The organism is Paeniglutamicibacter quisquiliarum, from assembly GCF_019084045.1.
Taxonomy (GTDB): Bacteria; Actinomycetota; Actinomycetes; order Actinomycetales; family Micrococcaceae; genus Paeniglutamicibacter; species Paeniglutamicibacter quisquiliarum.
Genome location: NZ_JAHRED010000002.1, coordinates 211448 through 228748, shown reverse-complemented (window position 1 = coordinate 228748; position 17301 = coordinate 211448). Strand labels below are relative to the sequence as shown.

Here is a 17301-nt window from a genome sequence, read left to right as displayed (position 1 = left end):
GCCTCTCCCCTGCCGCCGGGAACCCGGGCCTGTGAAAGTGGAGGGATGGAACGCACAATCCCCCGGAGCGATCCGGATTCCGGCCACCGGCCGACGGAACGAACACCCCGGCCTCCGGCCCCGGGCCGCGGCGGCCCGCAGGTCATCCTGGTCGACGAGCCGTTCACGCTCAACGAGCTGCAGGCGCTGAGGCTGCGCGGCTCGCTGCGGGAGATGCTGCCGGGCGCCTATGTCTCGGTGCTGCACCCCGACAACTCGGCCACCCGGGCGCGGGTCGCCGCCGCGGTGGCCGGGGAGCAGCTCGCCAGCGGCCGTGCCCTGTGCAAGGTCACGGCGGCCTGGGTCTACGGTTGCGCGCCGATGCCGCGCGAGCTGGACATCGTGGTGCCGCGCTACCACCGCCCCTGCGCACCGACCTCGCGGATGATCCTGCGTCTGAGCGAGGGGACGCTGGACGAGGAGCAGATCTGCACGGTGGGCGGCGTCGCCGTCACTTCGCCGTTGCGCACCGCGATGGATATTGCCTTCAATTCCGAACTGCGCGAATCGCTGCCGGTGCTGGCCGCCATCAATTCCTCGGCCCGCCTGCGCTGCGGCTACCCCCAGATGCTGGAGCAGATCAGCACCCAGGTGCGCCGCCCGGGCCGGCGCCGGGCGCTGGGCGCCATCACCCGGTTGATGGATCGCGAGCAGCCCGCGGCGGCCTGAGGTCCCTGACCTCGCGGGAGCCGCCCGCTAGGAGCGGCGGGTCCCGCCGGAGGTGCGGTACACGTCGTACACCCCGTCGATCCGCCGCACCGAGTTCAGCACGTGGCTGAGGTACTTCGGGTCGCCCATCTCGAAGGCAAAGCGGGAGAACGCGACGCGGTCGCGCGAGGTGGAGACGCTGGCGGCCAGGATGTTCACGTGGTTCTCCGAGAGCACCCGCGTCACATCCGAGAGCAGCGACTTGCGGTCCAGCGCCTCGACCAGGATCTCCACCAGGAAGACGCTGGACTTGGTCGGCGCCCACTGCACCTCGACGAGGCGGTCGGGCTGCTGTTCGAGCTGCTTGAGGTTCACACAGTCGGTGCGGTGCACCGAGACCCCGGAACCGCGCGTGACGAACCCGCGGATCGGGTCCGGCGGCACGGGGGTGCAGCAGCGGGCCAGCTTGGCCAGCACCTCGCCGGCGCCCGGGACGATGACCCCGGCATCCGAGTCCGCGCTCCGGCTGGGCACCGCAAAGATCGGGGTTTCCTCCAGCACCTCCTCGACGCCGCCGGCCTCGCCGCCAACCAGCGCGGTGAGGTGCTCGATGACGTTCTGGGCGGAGGTGTGGCCGTCGCCGACCGCCGCATAGAGCGCGGAGATGTCGTGGTGGCGCAGCTCCTGGGCGACGGCCGAGAGCACGTCGTGGGTCATCAGCTTCTGCAGCGGAAGGTTGTTCTTCCGCAGCGCCTTCGTCAGCTGCTCCTTGCCCTTTTCAATGGCTTCCTCGCGGCGTTCCTTGGTGAACCACTGGCGGATCTTGTTGCGCGCGCGGGCGGACTTGACGAAGCCCTGCCAGTCCTGGGACGGGCCGGCGTTTTCGGCCTTGGAGGTGAAGACCTCCACCATGTCCCCGTGGTGCAGCTCGGAATTCAGCGGCACCAGCTTGCCGTTCACGCGCGCACCGATGGTGCGGTGTCCGACATCGGTGTGCACCGAGTAGGCGAAGTCGACCGGGGTCGCGCCCACCGGCAGGGACATGATCTGTCCCTTGGGGGTGAAGACGAAGACCTCGGCAGTGTTGATCTCGTAGCGCAGCGAGTCCAGGAACTCGTTGGAGTCGGAAGTTTCCTTCTGCCAGTCCATGAGGCTGCGCAGCCAGTCCATGTCCTGTTCCTCGACGCTGCGGCCGTCCTGGCCGGAGCCGTGCTTGTACTTGAAGTGCGCCGCCACGCCGTACTCGGCGCGCTGGTGCATGTCGTGGGTGCGGATCTGGATCTCCACCGGCTTGCCGCCGGGTCCGATCACGGTGGTGTGCAGCGACTGGTACAGGTTGAACTTGGGCAGCGCGATGTAGTCCTTGAAGCGCCCGGGCAGCGGGGTCCAGCGCGCATGCATCAGCCCCAGCACCGCGTAGCAGTCCTTGACGGTGTCCACCAGCACCCGCACGCCCATCAGGTCGTGGATGTCGTCGAAGTCCTTGCCGCGCACGATCATCTTCTGGTAGATCGAATAGTAGTGCTTGGGCCGGCCGCTGATGGTGGCCCGCAGCCGCGCGGCCGTGATGTCCTCGGCGATCGCGGACCGCACCGTGGTCAGGTACTTCTCCCGCTCCGGGGTCCGCTCCCCCACCATGCGCACGATCTCCTCGTACACCTTGGGGTGCAGGGCGGCGAAGGAAAGGTCCTCCAGCTCCCACTTGACGGTGTTCATGCCCAGCCGGTGGGCCAGCGGCGCGAAGATCTCCAGGGTCTCGCGCGCCTTCTTGGCACTGGACTCCGGGGAGACGTAGCGCCAGGTCCGCGCGTTGTGCAGGCGGTCGGCGAGCTTGATCAGCAGCACGCGGATGTCCTTGGACATGGCGATGACCATCTTGCGCACGGTTTCGGCCTGCGCGGCCTCCCCGAACTGCACCTTGTCCAGCTTGGTGACCCCGTCGACCAGCTTGGCGATCTCCTCGCCGAACTCGCGGGTCAGGGTCTCCAGGGAGTAGTCGGTGTCCTCGACGGTGTCGTGCAGCAGCGCGGCGGCAAGGATCGCGCCGGTCATGCCCATCTCCGCCAGGATCGTGGCAACCGCCACGGGGTGGGTGATGTACGGGTCCCCGCTCTTGCGCTTCTGGCCCTCGTGGCAGTGCTCGGCCACGGCGTAGGCGCGGGCCAGCAGGTCCAGGTCGGCCTTGGGGTTCTGCGCGCGCACCGTGCGCAGCAGCGGCTCCAGCGTCGGGGGCTGTGCGCTGGGCCCGCGACCGGCCAGGCGGACCAGCCGGGAGATCGTTCCGCGCCTGGGTACGGGATTGGGGGCCCCTGGCATCATGACACCGTGGTTCTCGGCCATCGCGTGCCTCCTTCTCGATCGGGGTCCGTCGCCGTGGCGCTGGCGCCGCACTAAGTTCGTCGCTGTTGAAACAGGCCCCCGCAGCCGGGCGCCCCGCGGGGCCACCGGGACGAAGGCCGCTCCAACTTCCTCTTGCTAGGTTATAGCACTTCCGGGCCAAAGGAGGACGGCGGGGCCCCGGAGCCATCCTCCGGGTCCCCGCCGTCCAACGCACCGCCAAACGGCGCTGCTGGCGCATCGATCAGGCGTTGGCCAGTCGGTTCGCCTCGATCTTCTTGTTGTGCTTCTCGATCTCCGGCTCCCCGTCGCGCAGCAGCGAGTACAGCGGGGCCTGGACGAAGAGCGTGGAGAGTGCCGAGACGATGATGCCGATGAACAGCGCCAGCGACAGGTCCTTCAGCGTTCCGGCACCGAGCAGGTAGGAGCCGATGAAGAGGATAGAGGCGACCGGCAGCACCGCCACCACCGAGGTGTTGATGGAACGCACCAGGGTCTGGTTGATGCCCAGGTTCACCAGTTCCTCGAAGTTGCGCTTGGTCTGGCCCTCGAACCCGGCGGTGTTCTCCCGGACCTTGTCGAAGACCACCACGGTGTCGTACAGCGAGTAGCTCAGGATGGTCAGGAAGCCGATGATCGCCGAGGGGGTGACCTCGAAGCCGGAGAGCGAGTAGATCCCTGCGGTGATGACCACGACCTGCAGCAGTCCGATAATCGCGGCAATGGACATCTTCCAGGTGCGGAAGTAGGCCGCCATGAGCAGAGCCACCAGCACCACGAAGACCGCCAGCCCGATCAGGGCCTGCTTGGAGATGTCCGCGCCCCAGGTCGGGCCGACGAAGGTCGAGGTCACCTCGGCCTTGGTGACGCCGTAGGCGCCGGCCAACGCTTCCGCGACGTCCAGGGTCTGGTCGTCGGTGAGCTTGTCGGTCTGCACGCGCATGGTGTTCGGTGCGATGTTGGTGACCCGCGGGTGGTGCTCCGGGGCGATCGCCACCACGGCGGCCTCGCCCGTGGGCACGTCGGTGTGTTCGACCTTGGAGATGGTGAACTCGGATCCGCCGCGGAACTCGATGCCCAGGTTGAATCCGCCCTTGACGATGGGCACCAGGATGGCGAGCAGGACCAGAACGGCGGAGATTCCCAGCCATAGCTTGCGCTTGCCCGTGAACGGGTAGGAGCGCTTGCCGGTGTAGAGCGCGTTGCCCCATGTTGCGAGATTAGCCATTTGATGAATCCTTACCGGCGCGATCGTCCTGCTGGGTGGTCGCCGAGACACTGGTCGCGGCCTTGCGGCGTTCGGCAATGGTCTGCCGGCGCTCGGCCTCGGATGCAGCCTTGGCGTTCTTCTTGCCGCGGGCCGCCTCGGCCTCGGTGCTGAAGCTGCGCACGCGTCCGGCGCCGCGGTACAGCGGAACGGCCCCCAGCAGCGAGGGGTCGAGCCCGGAGAAGCGGTGTCCCTCGCCGAAGAACTTGGTCTTGCCCAGCAGCTGCAGGATCGGGTGGGTGAGCAGGAATACCACGACGATGTCGACCACGGCCGTCAGGCCCAGGGTGAAGGCGAAGCCGCGCACGTTGCCCACGGCCACGATGTAGAGCACCACGGCGGCCAGGATGTTCACGGCCTTGGACGCAAGGATGGTCCGCTTGGCGCGCTTCCAGCCGATTTCCACGGCGGAGGGCAGCGGGCGCCCATCGCGCAGTTCGTCGCGGATGCGTTCGAAGTACACGATGAAGGAGTCGGCGATCAGGCCGATGGCGACAATCAGGCCCGCAACACCTGCCAGCGACAGCCGGTAGTTCATCGACCAGCCCAGCAGCACCAGCGCCAGGTAGGTCAGCACGCCCGAGACCAGCAGCGACACGATGGTCACCACGCCGAGGAGGCGGTACTGGAAGATTGAGTATACGGCCACCAGGAGCAGGCCGATGAGGCCGGCGATCAGGCCGCTGCGCAGCTGGTCCGAACCCAGGGTTGCGGAGATCTGCTGCTCGGACTGGATGTCGAAGCTGATCGGCAGCGCGCCGAACTTCAGCTGGTCGGCCAGGGCCTTGGCGGTCTGCTCGGTGAAGTTGCCCGTGATCTGGGCTCGCCCGTCGGGGATCACCGCGTTCGACGTCGGGGCGGAGATGACGGTGCCGTCAAGGACGATCGCGAACTGGTTCTGCGCGCCCTGCATGGCGGTGAGGCGCTGGGTGACCTCGGCGAACTTCGTCTTGCCTTCGTTGTTGAATTCCAGGTTCACGCCCCACTGGCCGGTGACTGCGCCCTGGTTGCCGCGGACCATGCCGAACGAGGCATCGGCGATGTCGGCACCCGGGACCTCGACCGGACCAAGGATGTACTTCTGGCCCATGTCCGGGTCGCAGGAGATCATCGGCTTGGCCGGGTCGTGGGTTTCCTCGGATCCCTGGCCAAGCTCGGTCGGGCAGTCGTACTTCTCGAACTTCTGGTAGAGCGCCGCGTCGATCCAGTTGGTGTCAGAGCCGTTTTCCGGCTCGGCCGACGGCTTGGGCAAATCGGCCTTCGGCAGGCGCTGGTCCGCGGGCACGGCGGTGAAGGGGCCGGCCAGGATGACCGGGCGGAACTCCATGTTGGCCGAGGCCTGGATCAATTCGCGGGTGCGGGTGTCGGGGACGCCGGGCATGGAAACCACGACATTGCGTCCGGACTGGGTGGTGATCTCGGCTTCGGAGACACCGGTGCCGTCCACGCGCTGGCGGATGATCTCCACCGCCTGTTCCAGCTGCTCCTGCGTTGCCGCGGCGCCGCCCTGCACTCGCGGTGCCAGGATCATTTGGGTGCCTCCCTCAAGGTCGAGGGCAAGCTTGGGGGCAAATGCTGCCTTCCCGCTCAGCACACCGGTAATGAGGATGGCTGCCGAAATAAGGAAGATCACGCCGAGCCACAGCAGGGATTTACGCGCCTGCTTGATCGGACCAGTAGATGACATCGTGAGGCTTTCTGGTTGTTCCGTCGCCCTGGCGGGGACGAAGATTCCGCGGAAAACCCGAAGCCGGCCGCAACTCCCCCGCAGGGGAACCTGGCCGCTCCGGGCCGCTTGGTGAAGGTCGGTCGAGGCCGGCTCGCCCACCCGCGGGCCCGTGGCCCGCGGTAAACAGACCGCCGTTCACTGCTGGGAGTGGAAGCGGTGCCCGAAGGCCCGGTTCGCTTAGGCCTTGGGGCCCTTGTCGTCGTTGTTGAGGCGACGCAGGGTCTCCTCCGCGGTCTCGGCCTCGGCGGCCTCGGTGTTTTCGGTCGGCTCCGGGGTCAGCGACGACGCGTCGTTCGGGACCTCAACTGCCGCAGCCTGCTCGGGGGCCACGACCTTGGCGACCACCTGGGAGTGCACGGTGACGAAGCTGCCGGGGGAAACTTCGAGGACGATCTTGTTTTCTTCGGTGTCGATGCTCGAGATGGTGCCGAAGAGACCGAACTGGGTCATTACCTCGGCGCCAACGGCGAGGTTGGAACGGATTTCCTCCTGCGCCTTCGCGGCCTTCTTGCGGCCACGCATCATCATGAAGATCAGCAGGCCGAAGGCGGCAAGCATGATCAACATGGTCGGGTCGAACGGGGCCGGTCCGCCGGCAGCGGCTTGGGCCAAAACGTTTTCGGTCACGTGTGGATACCTGTTTCTAAGTCATGGTCAACGGCGCGCGCAATCGCAATTGCGCAGCCGGTGGGCTCATCCATACTATAGGGAGTTTCTGGCCAAACCCCGACCACGCAGGCGTTTTGGCCTGCGAATGTCCTTTGAATCCGGGCCGGTGGCGCCGCCGGATGTGAACCGGCGGCTATTCCCCGTCGTCGGGTTCGAGCTCAAGACTGGCCTGGCCGGCGAACATGGCATCGGCGGGCATGCGCAGGCCCAGGTGGTTCCAGGCCTCGGCGGTGGCGATGCGGCCGCGCGGGGTGCGCCCGAGCAGGCCCTCGCGGACCAGGAACGGCTCCGCGACGGTCTCCACCGTCTCGGTCTCCTCGCCCACGGCGATAGCCAGGGTGGACAGGCCCACCGGTCCCCCGCCGAACTTGGTGCACAGCGCGTGGAGCACCGCGCGGTCCAGGCGGTCCAGTCCGCGGGCATCGACCTCGTACATGTCCAGGGCGGCGGACGCTGCGCGGGCGTCGATGCTTTCGAGCCGGTTGACCAGCGCCCAGTCGCGCACACGGCGAAGCAGCCGGTTGGCGATGCGGGGGGTGCCACGCGAGCGGGAGGCGATTTCATAGAACGCGGCGGAATTGACCTTCAGCGAGAGCATCATCGCCGAGCGGCGCAACACGAGCTCGAGCTCCTCGACGCTGTAGAACTCCAGGTGGCCGGTGAAGCCGAACCTGTCGCGCAGCGGCCCGGGCAGCAGCCCGGCGCGGGTGGTGGCGCCGACGAGGGTGAAGGGCGGAAGCTCCAGCGGGATCGCCGTCGCGCCGGCCCCCTTGCCCACGATGATGTCGACCCGAAAGTCCTCCATGGCCATGTAGAGCATTTCCTCGGCCGGGCGGCTCATCCGGTGGATTTCGTCCAGGAACAGCACCTCCCCCTCGGTGAGCGAGGAGAGGATGGCGGCCAGGTCGCCGGCGTGCTGGATGGCCGGGCCGGAGCTGATGCGCAGCGGCGCGTTCATCTCGGCGGCAATGATCATCGACAGCGTGGTCTTGCCCAGACCCGGGGGGCCCGAGAGCAGGACGTGGTCGGCGGTGCGTTCCCGGATCTTGGACGCTTCGAGCACCAGCGAGAGCTGCTGGCGCACCCGTGCCTGGCCGACGAAGTCGTCCAGGTTCTTCGGGCGCAGCGCGGCCTCGAGCACCCGTTCCTCGGGCTCGGGGCCGGCATTGGTCAGGGCGCCGGTTTCGGTCATGTCCTACTCCTAGTTTCCGGGCCGGTTCCCGCGCCCCAGGGAACGCAGCACCGCCCGCAGGATTTCCGGCACGCTGCCGCTTGCAACAATTTGCGGGTCGTTCTTGGCCAGTGCGTCCAGGGCCTTGACCGCGTCCTTTTCCGTCCAGCCCAGCCCCGTCAGGGCCTCGAGGACCTGCGGCTCCCAGGACCTGGCGGCAAGGGGGCTGCCTGCCGGCACCGGGGCCCCGGTGGGGACGAGCTTGCCGTTGAGTTCCAGCACGATGCGCTCGGCGCCCTTGGGCCCGATGCCCGAGACCTTGGTGAAGGCCTTGGTGTCCTTGGTGCTCGCGGCGATGCGGACCTCCTCCGGGGTGTGCACCGAGAGGATCGCCAGCCCGGTGCGCGGGCCGATGCCCGAGACCCCGGTGAGAACCTCGAAGACCTCGCGTTCGTCCCCGCTGGCAAAGCCGAAGAGCGTCATCGAGTCCTCGCGCACCACCATGGAGGTGTGCACCAGCGCTTCGCGGCCCACCTGCAAGGTGGCCAGGGTCTGCGGGGTGGCCTGGATCAGCATGCCGAAGCCGCCGACCTCGATGACCGCGTTGTTCAGGTTAACCTGTTGCGGCACTCCTCGCAGCGTACTGATCATGTGGGCGTTCCTCCGTGGTACCGGGCCGCGCGGAAGTTCGTCGAACACGCCAGCCATGCGAATATATCTACGAACAGCTTACAGGTTCGGCGGGCACCTCCCGCGGAGGCTCCGCCTTCCGGGCTATCGGGACTTGACGGAACGGGCCTTCGCCTCGGCGGCGATCCATGCGCGCTGGGCCGGGGTCAGGCCCGAGGATCCGCCCGCGGGACGTGATCCCGAGGCGGAGGCGGCGGCACCGGCGGAGCCGAATGCCGCCCCGCGCCAGCCGTGCGTGATGGCCAGGGCCGCGGCGTCGGCCGCGTCGGCGGGAGAGGGCGGCTCGTCCAGGCGCAGGATCTTGGCCACCATCTTGCCCACGGCGTTCTTGTTGGCGGCGCCCGAGCCGGTCACGGCAGCCTTGACCTCGGTGGGGGTGTGCAGCGCCACCGGGATGTTGCGGCGGGCCGCGGCAACGATGACAACGCCCGAGGCCTGGGCGGTGCCCATCACGGTGCTGACGTTCAACTGGCTGAAGACACGCTCCAGGGCCACCACGTCGGGTTTGTGCTCGTCGAGCCACGCGTCGATGCCGTCGGCGATGGCCAACAGTCGTTGGTCCAGCGGCGTGCCCGGCGGGGTACCCACAACGCGCACGTCGATGAGCGTTGCGCGGCGGTTGGGTTCGACGTCGACCACGGCCAGCCCGCAACGGGTCAGTCCGGGGTCGACGCCAACCACTCTCAAGGCCATGAAAGAGGACTAGTCCTGTTCCAGTTCCGCCATGACCTCGGGGCTGATGTCGGCATTCGAGTAGACGTTCTGGACGTCGTCCAGCTCCTCGAGTGCGTCGGCCAGCTTCAGGAACTTGCGCGCCGAGTCGGCATCCAGCTGCACCTGCATCGAGGGAACGAATTCGATCTCATCGCTCTCGTAGGCGATGCCGGCTTCCTCGAGCGCCGCTACGATGGCCCTCAGGTCGGTGGGCTCGGAGTGGATCTCGAAGGATTCCCCGGCTTCCTTGACCTCGTCGGCGCCCGCGTCGAGCACGGCCATCAGCACGTCGTCCTCGGTCAGGCCGTTCTTCGGCAGGCCCACGACGCCCTTGCGGGTGAACATGTAGGCAACGGAACCCGGATCGGCGATCGATCCGCCGTTGCGGGTGATGCCCAGACGGACCTCGGAGGCCGCACGGTTCTTGTTGTCGGTCAGGCACTCGATGAGCAACGCCGAACCCTGCGGGCCGCGTGCCTCATAGAGGATCTCGGTGTAGTCGATGACCTCGCCGGTCAGGCCGGCGCCGCGCTTGATGGCGCGATCGATGTTGTCGCTGGGCACCGAGGTCTTCTTGGCCTTGGATACCGCAAGCTCAAGGCCCGGGTTTCCGGCCAGGTCGGCGCCGCCCGCGCGGGCGGCGACCTCGATGTTCTTGATCAGCTTGGCGAAGGACTTGGCACGCCTGCTGTCGAGGATAGCCTTCTTGTGTTTCGTGGTAGCCCATTTGGAGTGGCCGGACATGCTTACGCGTCTCCTCTGATCATTTGAATAAAGAGTTCGTGGATCCGGCGCTCTCCGCCCACCTCTGGGTGGAAGGAGGTCGCCAGCAAATTTCCCGAACGTACTGCGACAATTCTATCCACCCGAAGCCCATCCGCGCTCAAGGGCGTGTTCTCGGCGGGGATCTTGGCCAGTACCTGCACCGACTCGCCCACGCTTTCGACCCACGGCGCGCGGATGAATGCCGCGCGCACCGGTGCCGTGGCCCGTTCCGGGTCCTGGCTGGGAAGTGACTCGAGCCCGCGGATCGCCAGGTCCACCTCGAAGGAGTCGACCTGCCGCCCAAAGGCGTTGCGCCTGACGACCATGTCGATTCCCCCGAAGCTCTGCTGGGGTTCGCCCCGGAGGTTCTTCGTGGGGTCTGCGATGGTGTCGGCCAGCATGATCATGCCGGCACACGACCCGTAGACCGGGAAACCGTCGGCGATCCTGGCCTTGAGCACCACGGATACCCCGTACATGCGCGAGAGCTTGTCGATCACGGTTGACTCGCCGCCGGGGATGACCAACCCGTCAAGGTCTTCCAGCTCGCGCGGGGACTTCACCGGCAACGCCAGCGCGCCCAGCGAATCGAGTGCGGCCAAGTGTTCGCGTACATCCCCTTGAAGGGCAAGAACCCCAATACGTGGCGCCATCGTGGATCACTTTCTTCTCTGACTGTCTGTGGACTGCTGGTGCCGCGCGCGCCGCGATGCAGCGCGTGGACAGCTCAGCGTAAACCCGGGCAGGCTTCAGGCAATATTTTCATGACTCGCTCCGGCGCGTCGGACGGCTAAGGCTATGGCAACGACCACATTTTCGCGCCATCGGTGCGTGCGTTCATGGAGTTCACGGTGTCGGTGGTGCGCTTGAGCGAGGCCGCGTCCTGGCGCTCGGTGGTGCAGGGCTCCCCGTCGGCGGCGGGCAGCGCGCACCACCGCAGCGGGTCCTGCTTCATGATGTGCGGTGCCCACACCAGCTTCCCGGGACTCCAGCTTTTCCCGGTGCGCGCGAATTGCATCTTGACCGTGAGGCCCTCTTGGTTCAGCACGGTCCTGGTTGCGTGCTTGGCCACCGAGTTTCCCAGGCCGTAGACGATCCAGGTGCCCTTGCGCTTTTCGATCGGCAGGACCGAGTGGGTGTGGTGGGAGTAGATGAAATCGAATTCCCCGCTGTCGGCCAGGGCTCGGTTCAGCTGCAGTTGGGAGGCGGTGGGCTCGCTGCTGTACTCGGCCCCGTCGTGGAGCGCCGCCATCACGATATCTGCGCCGGCCGCACGCGCTGCCTTGGCGCGGGAAACCAGCGAGGCCTTGGCGATGTCGTCCACCCGCCACGGCGCATCCTCTGCCACCCCGTTGAGCGAGAAGGTGCCGGCGATGACGGCCACCCGCGCGCTGCCGACCTGAACCACCAATGGCTTCGCGGCCTCGGCTGCGCTGCGGTACGTACCGGTGGAGACCAGCCCAGCCTCGTCGAGCGCATCCAGGGTCCGTTTGACCCCCGGCACGCCGGCGTCCATGGAGTGGTTGCTGGCGGTGGTGCAGCCGTCGTAGCCGACGTCCTTCAGGGCGGGGATGACCGATGGCGGAACGCTGAACATGGGGTATCCCTTGAACGGCCCGCCCGGGGCGGCGACCGGGGTTTCCAGGTTGCACAGCGCCAGGTCGCTGTCCGCCAGGTACGGTTCGATGCCCTCCAGCAGCGGCCCGAAGTCCATCGATCCCTTCTCGTCCTTCTCCGCCTGGTCCCACAAGGCCGGGTGCAGCAGGATGTCGCCGGCCACGGCCACCTCGATGCACTCATCCCCCGGGCAGCCAGGGTCCTTCGGGGACGCCGACGCGGCATTGGTTGGGGTCCCCGGCGCGCTCGCAGCTTCGGTTGGCGCGGGCTGTCCGGTGGGAGCGGAGAGGCTTGAAGCCGTCGCCGCAGTGCTTCCGGAGGGCCCCGGCGAAGGCGGCGCGGGGGCGCAGGCACCCAACGCGGAGACGAGCAGCAACGCCGCGCACAGGGCTGCGCGTCTTCGGACAACGGTGCCGCGCACGAATCGATGAGACATAGCCAAAAGCCTAACCCTGCCCCGGGTCTTGCGGCGCGGGAAACGGACAGCACCGCGGGCTTATGACAGGGTTAACAGCATGCATAATCCGTTGCTTGAGCGAAGCACCTTGCCGTTTGAATTCCCAGATTATTCAGCCCTGGAAGCTCGCCACTACCTGGACGCGGTCCGGCACGGCGTGGACGGTCAGCTGGAGGAACTCCGGGCCATCGCACAAAACCCCGAGGCACCGACCTTCGAGAACACCTTCGTGGCCATGGAACGCAGCGGCGCGCTGCTGCGCCGGGCCCTGATGGCGTACTGGACGGTGTACTCGGCGCACGGCACTGATGAGTTGCGCGAGATCGACCCCCAGCTTCAGGCCCTGGTCTCGGCGCACGAGGATGCCATCCACCTGGACGAGGAACTTTTTGCACGACTGGCCTCCCTGGACGCCGCCGGGCTCGCGGGCGAGGATGCCCGGCTGGTCTCCGAGACCCTGCGCACCTTCCGTGCCGCCGGCGCCGAACTTGATGCCGAAAGCAAGGCACGGCTGCGTGCCCTCAACAGCGAGATCACCGACCTGTCCAGCGAATACTCGCGCAGGCTGCTGGGCGCCATGAACGAAGCAGCCGTGCACTTCGCCGATGCCGCGGAACTGGAAGGGCTCAGCGACGGGGAACTTGCTTCAGTGGCCGATGCAGCCCGGGCCGCCGGCCACGCCGACGGCTACCTGCTGACTCTGGTGCTGCCCACCTCCCAGCCCTTGCTGGAGCGCTTGGTGCGTTCCGATTCCCGCCGCCGGCTCTTTGAGGCTTCGGTGAACCGCGGGCTGGAGGGAGAGAACCGGACCCTTGAGTTGGCGGCCCGGATGGCGTCGTTGCGTTCGACTCGGGCCCGGCTGCTGGGCCACAACACGCACGCCGACGTCGTGCTGCAGGAGGCCACCGCCCCCGACCTGGACGCGGTGCGCCGCCGGCTGGCCGAACTCATCCCCCCGGCCGTGGCGAATGCCCGCGCCGAGGCGGCGGAGCTGGAAAAGCTCTCGGGCGGGCGAATCGAGCCCTGGGACTGGGCCTATTACTCGGCGGCTGTGGCGCGCGAACGCCACGCACTGGACACCGCGGCGCTGCGCGAATACTTCGAGCTCGATACGGTGATCGAGCGCGGCGTGTTCGCCGCCGCCACCCGGCTGTACGGTCTGGGCTTCACCGAACGCTTCGACTTGCCGACCTACCACCCTGACGTGCGCACCTGGGAGGTCTTCAACGAAGACGGGTCGACACTCGGCCTGTTCCTGGGCGACTACTTCGCCCGATCCACCAAGGCCGGCGGCGCGTGGATGAACTCCATCCGCGAATCAGCGTCGCTGCTGGTCGAGCTTCCGGTGGTCACCAACACCCTGAACATTCCCAAGCCGGCGGCGGGCGAGGCTGCCCTGGTGAGCCTGGACGAGGTCAACACGCTTTTCCACGAGTTCGGGCACGCGCTGCACGGGCTCTTCTCCAATGGCGCCTATCCGTCTTTGTCCGGCACCAGCGTCCCGCGGGACTTCGTCGAATACCCCTCGCAGGTCAACGAGATGTGGGCCCTGCACGCCGAGGTGCTGCCAGGCTATGCGTCACACACCCGCACCGGGGAACCGCTGCCCGACGGGACGGTCGAGGCGCTGGAGGCCGCTGCCCTGTGGGGCGAGGGCTTTGCCACCACCGAGTACCTCTCCGCCGCCGTCCTGGACCTGGCCTGGCACTCGCTCACCGACGGCGAACTCGTCGTGGATCCGCTCGCATTCGAGCAGCGGGCGCTCACCGAGGCCGGGTTGATCCCGGACCTGGTCCCCTCGCGCTACCGCACCGGGTACTTCAAGCATATTTTCGACGGCGGATACTCGGCCGGGTACTACTCTTACATCTGGTCCGAGGTGCTCGACGCCGACACCGTTGAATGGTTCACCGAGAACGGCGGGCCGAAGCGGGAGAACGGGGAAAGGTTCCGCACGGAGCTGCTCTCGCGCGGCAACACGCGGGACCCGCTGGAGTCCTATGAGGTCTTCCGCGGCCGTCCGGCACTGATCGAACCGTTGCTGCTTCGCCGCGGCCTGGCAAAGGAAATCAAAGCGTGACAACCATTAGTTTTGCCCAGGAGGCGCTCTCCCACTGGCACCAGGCGGTAGCCATTGCCACGGGCGGGAAGCTCTTCACCACCCACGGGTGCTCGTGGGCCTGGCAGCCGGCCCGAGCGCGGCTGGTATTGCTGTTCCCAGCCCACGCGCAGGAAGCCGGGCTGCGCCCGGGCCTGGCCGAGGGAACCCGCCTCGGTGCACGCCGGGTGGATGCCTGGGTCAATTCCGGTGCACCCTCGGGCCCGCTGGAGGCCGCAGGATTCTCCGATGCCGCACAGATTTCCTGGCATGCCGGGGAACTGGTGGGACCCGAGGAGCCCTGGGACGGGCGCGTGCGCCTGGGCACGGACATCCCCGAGGCCGTCGGTCCCGATGCGAAGGAACTCCAGGTCGCCAACCTGTGGCGCGATCCGGCCACCGCGGGTCTTAGCGCCGGACACCCGGCGTTGCGCCGTGTAGAACAGGCCACAGCCCGCACCCTCGAGGGTGATCTGGTGGGCCGCGCCTTTGCCCAGCAGGCATTCGGCGGCCAATTGGCCATCCACGGCTTGGCTGTTTCGCGTGCGCATCGCCGGCTTGGCATTGGATCGGCCCTGCTCAACGGGCTGGCCCGCGGCATGGTCAACCCCCTGGGGCTGGACGAAGAATCAAACATCGAACTAATCGCCGCCGCTTCCCCGCGCTCGGCACCGTTCTTTGAGGCCAACGGCATGCGCCTGCTCGGCCGCGGACGGCACCTCGTGCTGCGCTGACATCCAGCCTCGACAAGTGGTACACGAAGAACGGCTCCAGGCGTAACACATGGACCCGGAGTCGTTCTTCGTGTAGCGCAGCGGCGGGGCTCAGAGACGTCTGCTCGGTGACAAGGCCAATGCGCCGATGGGCTGCCGCAAGATGGCCTTTCATCCGGAAGAAACCGGGGTCTGGGAGCGGGTGACGCCTTCACAGGTGTTTAAGCTTTGCAAGGTGCAATCCCGCGTTAGTTTCTCGAGGAGCCCCATCGCTTCCGGCTCATCACTGACACCACGTTCGCCTGCCAGCACTTGAGAGGAATCCGCGAAGTTCACGGCGGCCGGAATATGGAGCAGGAGTTCATCCGCCCGTACTTCGTGGGCCAACCGAAAAGTCGATCGACCGCACTGCACCTGGACCAACGAATGTATCTTTGCGTACTCCCGCACGTCGAACCCAGACGGCACAGCTGTCCCAGTCAACCTGGCTTGACCACCACAACACCCCAGACAGAACCTACCTCAGCATCGGCGGCGACGGGGCTGCCCGATTAATTGGACCACGTCGGCAACTGCGAAAAGGCCTCGAAGGAATCGCTCTCCTTCTTGCCGCAAGAAAGCGCCTTCACAACAAGGCCTGGGGCACTCGCGAGCAATTTTGCGAATAGCATTCGTATACCAAATGACCGGACCTTCCACCTCAGCATCCGCAATTGTGCCATGAACGGTTGGTCCCAATAAATATCGAGTCTTGAAGAACCGAGAACCCTTCCGTCGCGGCCGAACCGAAGCTGCCACCTATCCGTTCAAGCGTTAAGAAACAAAAAACACCGGACCCGATTTTCCGAATTTACGTTCCTCAGAGATTCCGTCATGCGGCCACCAGGAAAATGATCGATACCTGTCTAGTTTCAAAGCAGGAAACTTTTCAAAGCCCGTCTTGACAATATCCAAGTCGCCTTGAAAAATCAGCTGTCGCCCGCCTTCAAGCTCAATCCTCAGACCATTTGCCGTATCTTCAGCAAGCGTTAGTGAAAAGAGCGAATCGAAAGGTCGCCCGTACCAACCGTCCGGCAGGACCAAACTGGCTCTTCTATGCTTCGAAAAGTAGCCCTCAACCTTTTTGGCTGGTGATCTTAAAATCATCGTACGCACCGAGTCGTCAGGAACTGTACCGTCAATGTACAGATGGTCATCCCCTCTCTGCAGGGTGTTCTCGTCGTCTCATTTCTTGGTTATCGCCCGGATTCATGGTGCACGATGCACACCTCGCTACAGCTCCCGAAATGACCACACCGAAACGCTCCATCCAATTGATCCGGCAATTGACATTGCCGCCTTGGAAATCTTCCCGACTTGAAACTCATAACGACTATCAGGCTCGAGATTCTCTGCCACGGATTTCCAATTTTCGAATGTCACTCCGTCCGAGAATCTAAGTTGGCCACACTCTTGTGTGTTGATTAGGATGGAAGTTCCTGTGCGAGGACCGACCTCTTCTTCGACACTGGAAACGGTGCACACTATAGAGTCCAGATTATTCCGGTCATACGCGAATAATGCCGGCAATCCCACTATAATTAATAGTCCAAGAAGTACGATCATTCCCAAAATCGAGAAGAACGTTATCTTGCTCTTCACACTTGGTCGCTCACGGCGTCTGGAAGGGTTGACCACTTTCCCTCATTTCGTAAAAACCATCTTGAAGTAAACCGGGCATCGACCTGATTCTGCGATACGCCATCAAGGAAGGGTCTTGGGGTGAGCCGAGTTACTTGGGTTCAAACCACCGAGGTCCGGACCCCCGAATCATTTCACCCCGCGAGATATCCCCCCTCGACGAGAATCCCTTCCGCAAAAACGAAATGATAATAAACACATACAGCCACGAAGACCGGTCCAATTATATACAAGGCGATCCTCGACCCTTTCCGCATATTATTCGAGTCAGGTTTATTTCCCGTTCTCCACAGAAGGACAAGAACGGCCGGGGACATAATCAAAGCAATAGGCATGGGAATTCCGCTTCCACTGCGATCATATTTTCCCTCGTAAGGCATTCTGGTGTCCAAGGGCACGTTCATGAAAACGAAAATTGCGGCGATTACGCACACAACAAAAGCGGCTACACAAATAATTTGGAAAAATTTCGAGGCTTTCCTTCCAAGTAGTAGATCCTGCTCACTGAATTCAGTATCCGGATCCTGGTTACCCGCACCCACACCATCACCATCATTTTGTGCTACCACGGCTCTACTCCTGTCCCTCTCTCAATAACTTCTCCACCCACGAATTTCGCGCTTTCAACAATAGCGCCCGCGTGGGCGCCACCGTACGCAGCAAAGGAGTGCGTCATCCAACTCGGGTTCGAGCCCAAAATCGGGCCC

The 17301-nt window shown here is 65.4% G+C and carries 16 protein-coding genes; 3 read left to right on the top strand and 13 right to left on the bottom strand.

The features are described 5' to 3' along the window. Positions 1-45: 45 nt before the first annotated feature. Positions 46-708: a type IV toxin-antitoxin system AbiEi family antitoxin gene (locus KRR55_RS04655; protein ID WP_217387894.1), complete on the top strand. Its 663-nt coding sequence runs from the start codon at positions 46-48 to the stop codon at positions 706-708. Between the two features lie 27 nt (positions 709-735). On the opposite strand, the gene KRR55_RS04650 is transcribed toward KRR55_RS04655, so the two are convergent. The 10 genes from KRR55_RS04650 to KRR55_RS04605 form a co-directional block, all read right to left on the bottom strand. Beyond that, positions 736-3027 carry a RelA/SpoT family protein gene (locus KRR55_RS04650; protein WP_217387893.1) on the bottom strand — a complete coding sequence of 764 codons (2292 nt, stop codon included), beginning with the start codon at positions 3025-3027 and terminating at the stop codon, positions 736-738. Between the two features lie 241 nt (positions 3028-3268). Further along, positions 3269-4252: a protein translocase subunit SecF gene (gene secF, locus KRR55_RS04645; RefSeq protein ID WP_217387892.1), complete on the bottom strand. Its 984-nt coding sequence runs from the start codon at positions 4250-4252 to the stop codon at positions 3269-3271. Beyond that, complete coding sequence (gene secD, locus KRR55_RS04640; protein ID WP_217387891.1) at positions 4245-5978, bottom strand: protein translocase subunit SecD; 1734 nt, start codon at positions 5976-5978, stop codon at positions 4245-4247. The genes secF and secD overlap by 8 nt, the downstream gene beginning before the upstream one ends. A gap of 219 nt (positions 5979-6197) precedes the next feature. Further along, positions 6198-6647, bottom strand: a complete 450-nt coding sequence (gene yajC / locus KRR55_RS04635) for a preprotein translocase subunit YajC (RefSeq protein WP_336245034.1) — start codon at positions 6645-6647, stop codon at positions 6198-6200. Between the two features lie 175 nt (positions 6648-6822). Beyond that, positions 6823-7881: a Holliday junction branch migration DNA helicase RuvB gene (ruvB, locus tag KRR55_RS04630; RefSeq protein WP_217387890.1), complete on the bottom strand. Its 1059-nt coding sequence runs from the start codon at positions 7879-7881 to the stop codon at positions 6823-6825. 9 nt (positions 7882-7890) lie between these two features. Further along, positions 7891-8511 (bottom strand): Holliday junction branch migration protein RuvA, encoded by a 621-nt coding sequence (ruvA, locus tag KRR55_RS04625; protein WP_217387889.1) that lies wholly within the window; start codon positions 8509-8511, stop codon positions 7891-7893. 123 nt (positions 8512-8634) lie between these two features. Beyond that, positions 8635-9243: a crossover junction endodeoxyribonuclease RuvC gene (gene ruvC / locus KRR55_RS04620; RefSeq protein ID WP_217387888.1), complete on the bottom strand. Its 609-nt coding sequence runs from the start codon at positions 9241-9243 to the stop codon at positions 8635-8637. 9 nt (positions 9244-9252) lie between these two features. Next, positions 9253-10008, bottom strand: coding sequence for a YebC/PmpR family DNA-binding transcriptional regulator (locus tag KRR55_RS04615; protein ID WP_217387887.1), 756 nt, complete (start codon positions 10006-10008; stop codon positions 9253-9255). A 2-nt stretch (positions 10009-10010) separates the two neighbouring features. Next, positions 10011-10682 (bottom strand): pyridoxal 5'-phosphate synthase glutaminase subunit PdxT, encoded by a 672-nt coding sequence (gene pdxT, locus KRR55_RS04610; RefSeq protein ID WP_217387886.1) that lies wholly within the window; start codon positions 10680-10682, stop codon positions 10011-10013. A gap of 143 nt (positions 10683-10825) precedes the next feature. Next, complete coding sequence (locus KRR55_RS04605; RefSeq protein ID WP_254455843.1) at positions 10826-12082, bottom strand: CapA family protein; 1257 nt, start codon at positions 12080-12082, stop codon at positions 10826-10828. A 79-nt stretch (positions 12083-12161) separates the two neighbouring features. Here KRR55_RS04605 and KRR55_RS04600 point away from each other — a divergent pair, with 79 nt between their 5' ends. After that, positions 12162-14183 carry a M3 family metallopeptidase gene (locus tag KRR55_RS04600; RefSeq protein ID WP_217387885.1) on the top strand — a complete coding sequence of 674 codons (2022 nt, stop codon included), beginning with the start codon at positions 12162-12164 and terminating at the stop codon, positions 14181-14183. Further along, positions 14180-14935: a GNAT family N-acetyltransferase gene (locus KRR55_RS20620; protein WP_217387884.1), complete on the top strand. Its 756-nt coding sequence runs from the start codon at positions 14180-14182 to the stop codon at positions 14933-14935. The genes KRR55_RS04600 and KRR55_RS20620 overlap by 4 nt, the downstream gene beginning before the upstream one ends. Before the next feature lie 150 nt (positions 14936-15085). Here the strand turns inward: KRR55_RS20620 and KRR55_RS04590 are convergent, their stop codons facing one another. The 3 genes from KRR55_RS04590 to KRR55_RS04580 form a co-directional block, all read right to left on the bottom strand. Next, on the bottom strand, positions 15086-15301 hold the full coding sequence (locus KRR55_RS04590) for a hypothetical protein (protein WP_217387883.1): 216 nt from the start codon (positions 15299-15301) through the stop codon (positions 15086-15088). A gap of 426 nt (positions 15302-15727) precedes the next feature. Further along, positions 15728-16069: a hypothetical protein gene (locus tag KRR55_RS04585; protein ID WP_217387882.1), complete on the bottom strand. Its 342-nt coding sequence runs from the start codon at positions 16067-16069 to the stop codon at positions 15728-15730. Positions 16070-16728: 659 nt separating this feature from the next. Then, the gene (locus KRR55_RS04580; protein ID WP_217387881.1) at positions 16729-17163 is read right to left on the bottom strand and encodes a hypothetical protein; all 435 of its coding nucleotides are present in this window, start codon (positions 17161-17163) and stop codon (positions 16729-16731) included. Positions 17164-17301 lie beyond the last annotated feature (138 nt).

Bases quoted from the DNA above. Each gene is read 5' to 3' on its own strand.
- KRR55_RS04655 (WP_217387894.1), top strand. From the start codon at position 46: ATGGAACGCACAATCCCCCGGAGCGATCCGGATTCCGGCCACCGGCCG.
- KRR55_RS04650 (WP_217387893.1), bottom strand. From the start codon at position 3,027: ATGGCCGAGAACCACGGTGTCATGATGCCAGGGGCCCCCAATCCCGTA.
- secF (WP_217387892.1), bottom strand. From the start codon at position 4,252: ATGGCTAATCTCGCAACATGGGGCAACGCGCTCTACACCGGCAAGCGC.
- secD (WP_217387891.1), bottom strand. From the start codon at position 5,978: ATGTCATCTACTGGTCCGATCAAGCAGGCGCGTAAATCCCTGCTGTGG.
- ruvB (WP_217387890.1), bottom strand. From the start codon at position 7,881: ATGACCGAAACCGGCGCCCTGACCAATGCCGGCCCCGAGCCCGAGGAA.
- ruvA (WP_217387889.1), bottom strand. From the start codon at position 8,511: ATGATCAGTACGCTGCGAGGAGTGCCGCAACAGGTTAACCTGAACAAC.
- ruvC (WP_217387888.1), bottom strand. From the start codon at position 9,243: ATGGCCTTGAGAGTGGTTGGCGTCGACCCCGGACTGACCCGTTGCGGG.
- KRR55_RS04615 (WP_217387887.1), bottom strand. From the start codon at position 10,008: ATGTCCGGCCACTCCAAATGGGCTACCACGAAACACAAGAAGGCTATC.
- pdxT (WP_217387886.1), bottom strand. From the start codon at position 10,682: ATGGCGCCACGTATTGGGGTTCTTGCCCTTCAAGGGGATGTACGCGAA.
- KRR55_RS04605 (WP_254455843.1), bottom strand. From the start codon at position 12,082: ATGTCTCATCGATTCGTGCGCGGCACCGTTGTCCGAAGACGCGCAGCC.
- KRR55_RS04600 (WP_217387885.1), top strand. From the start codon at position 12,162: ATGCATAATCCGTTGCTTGAGCGAAGCACCTTGCCGTTTGAATTCCCA.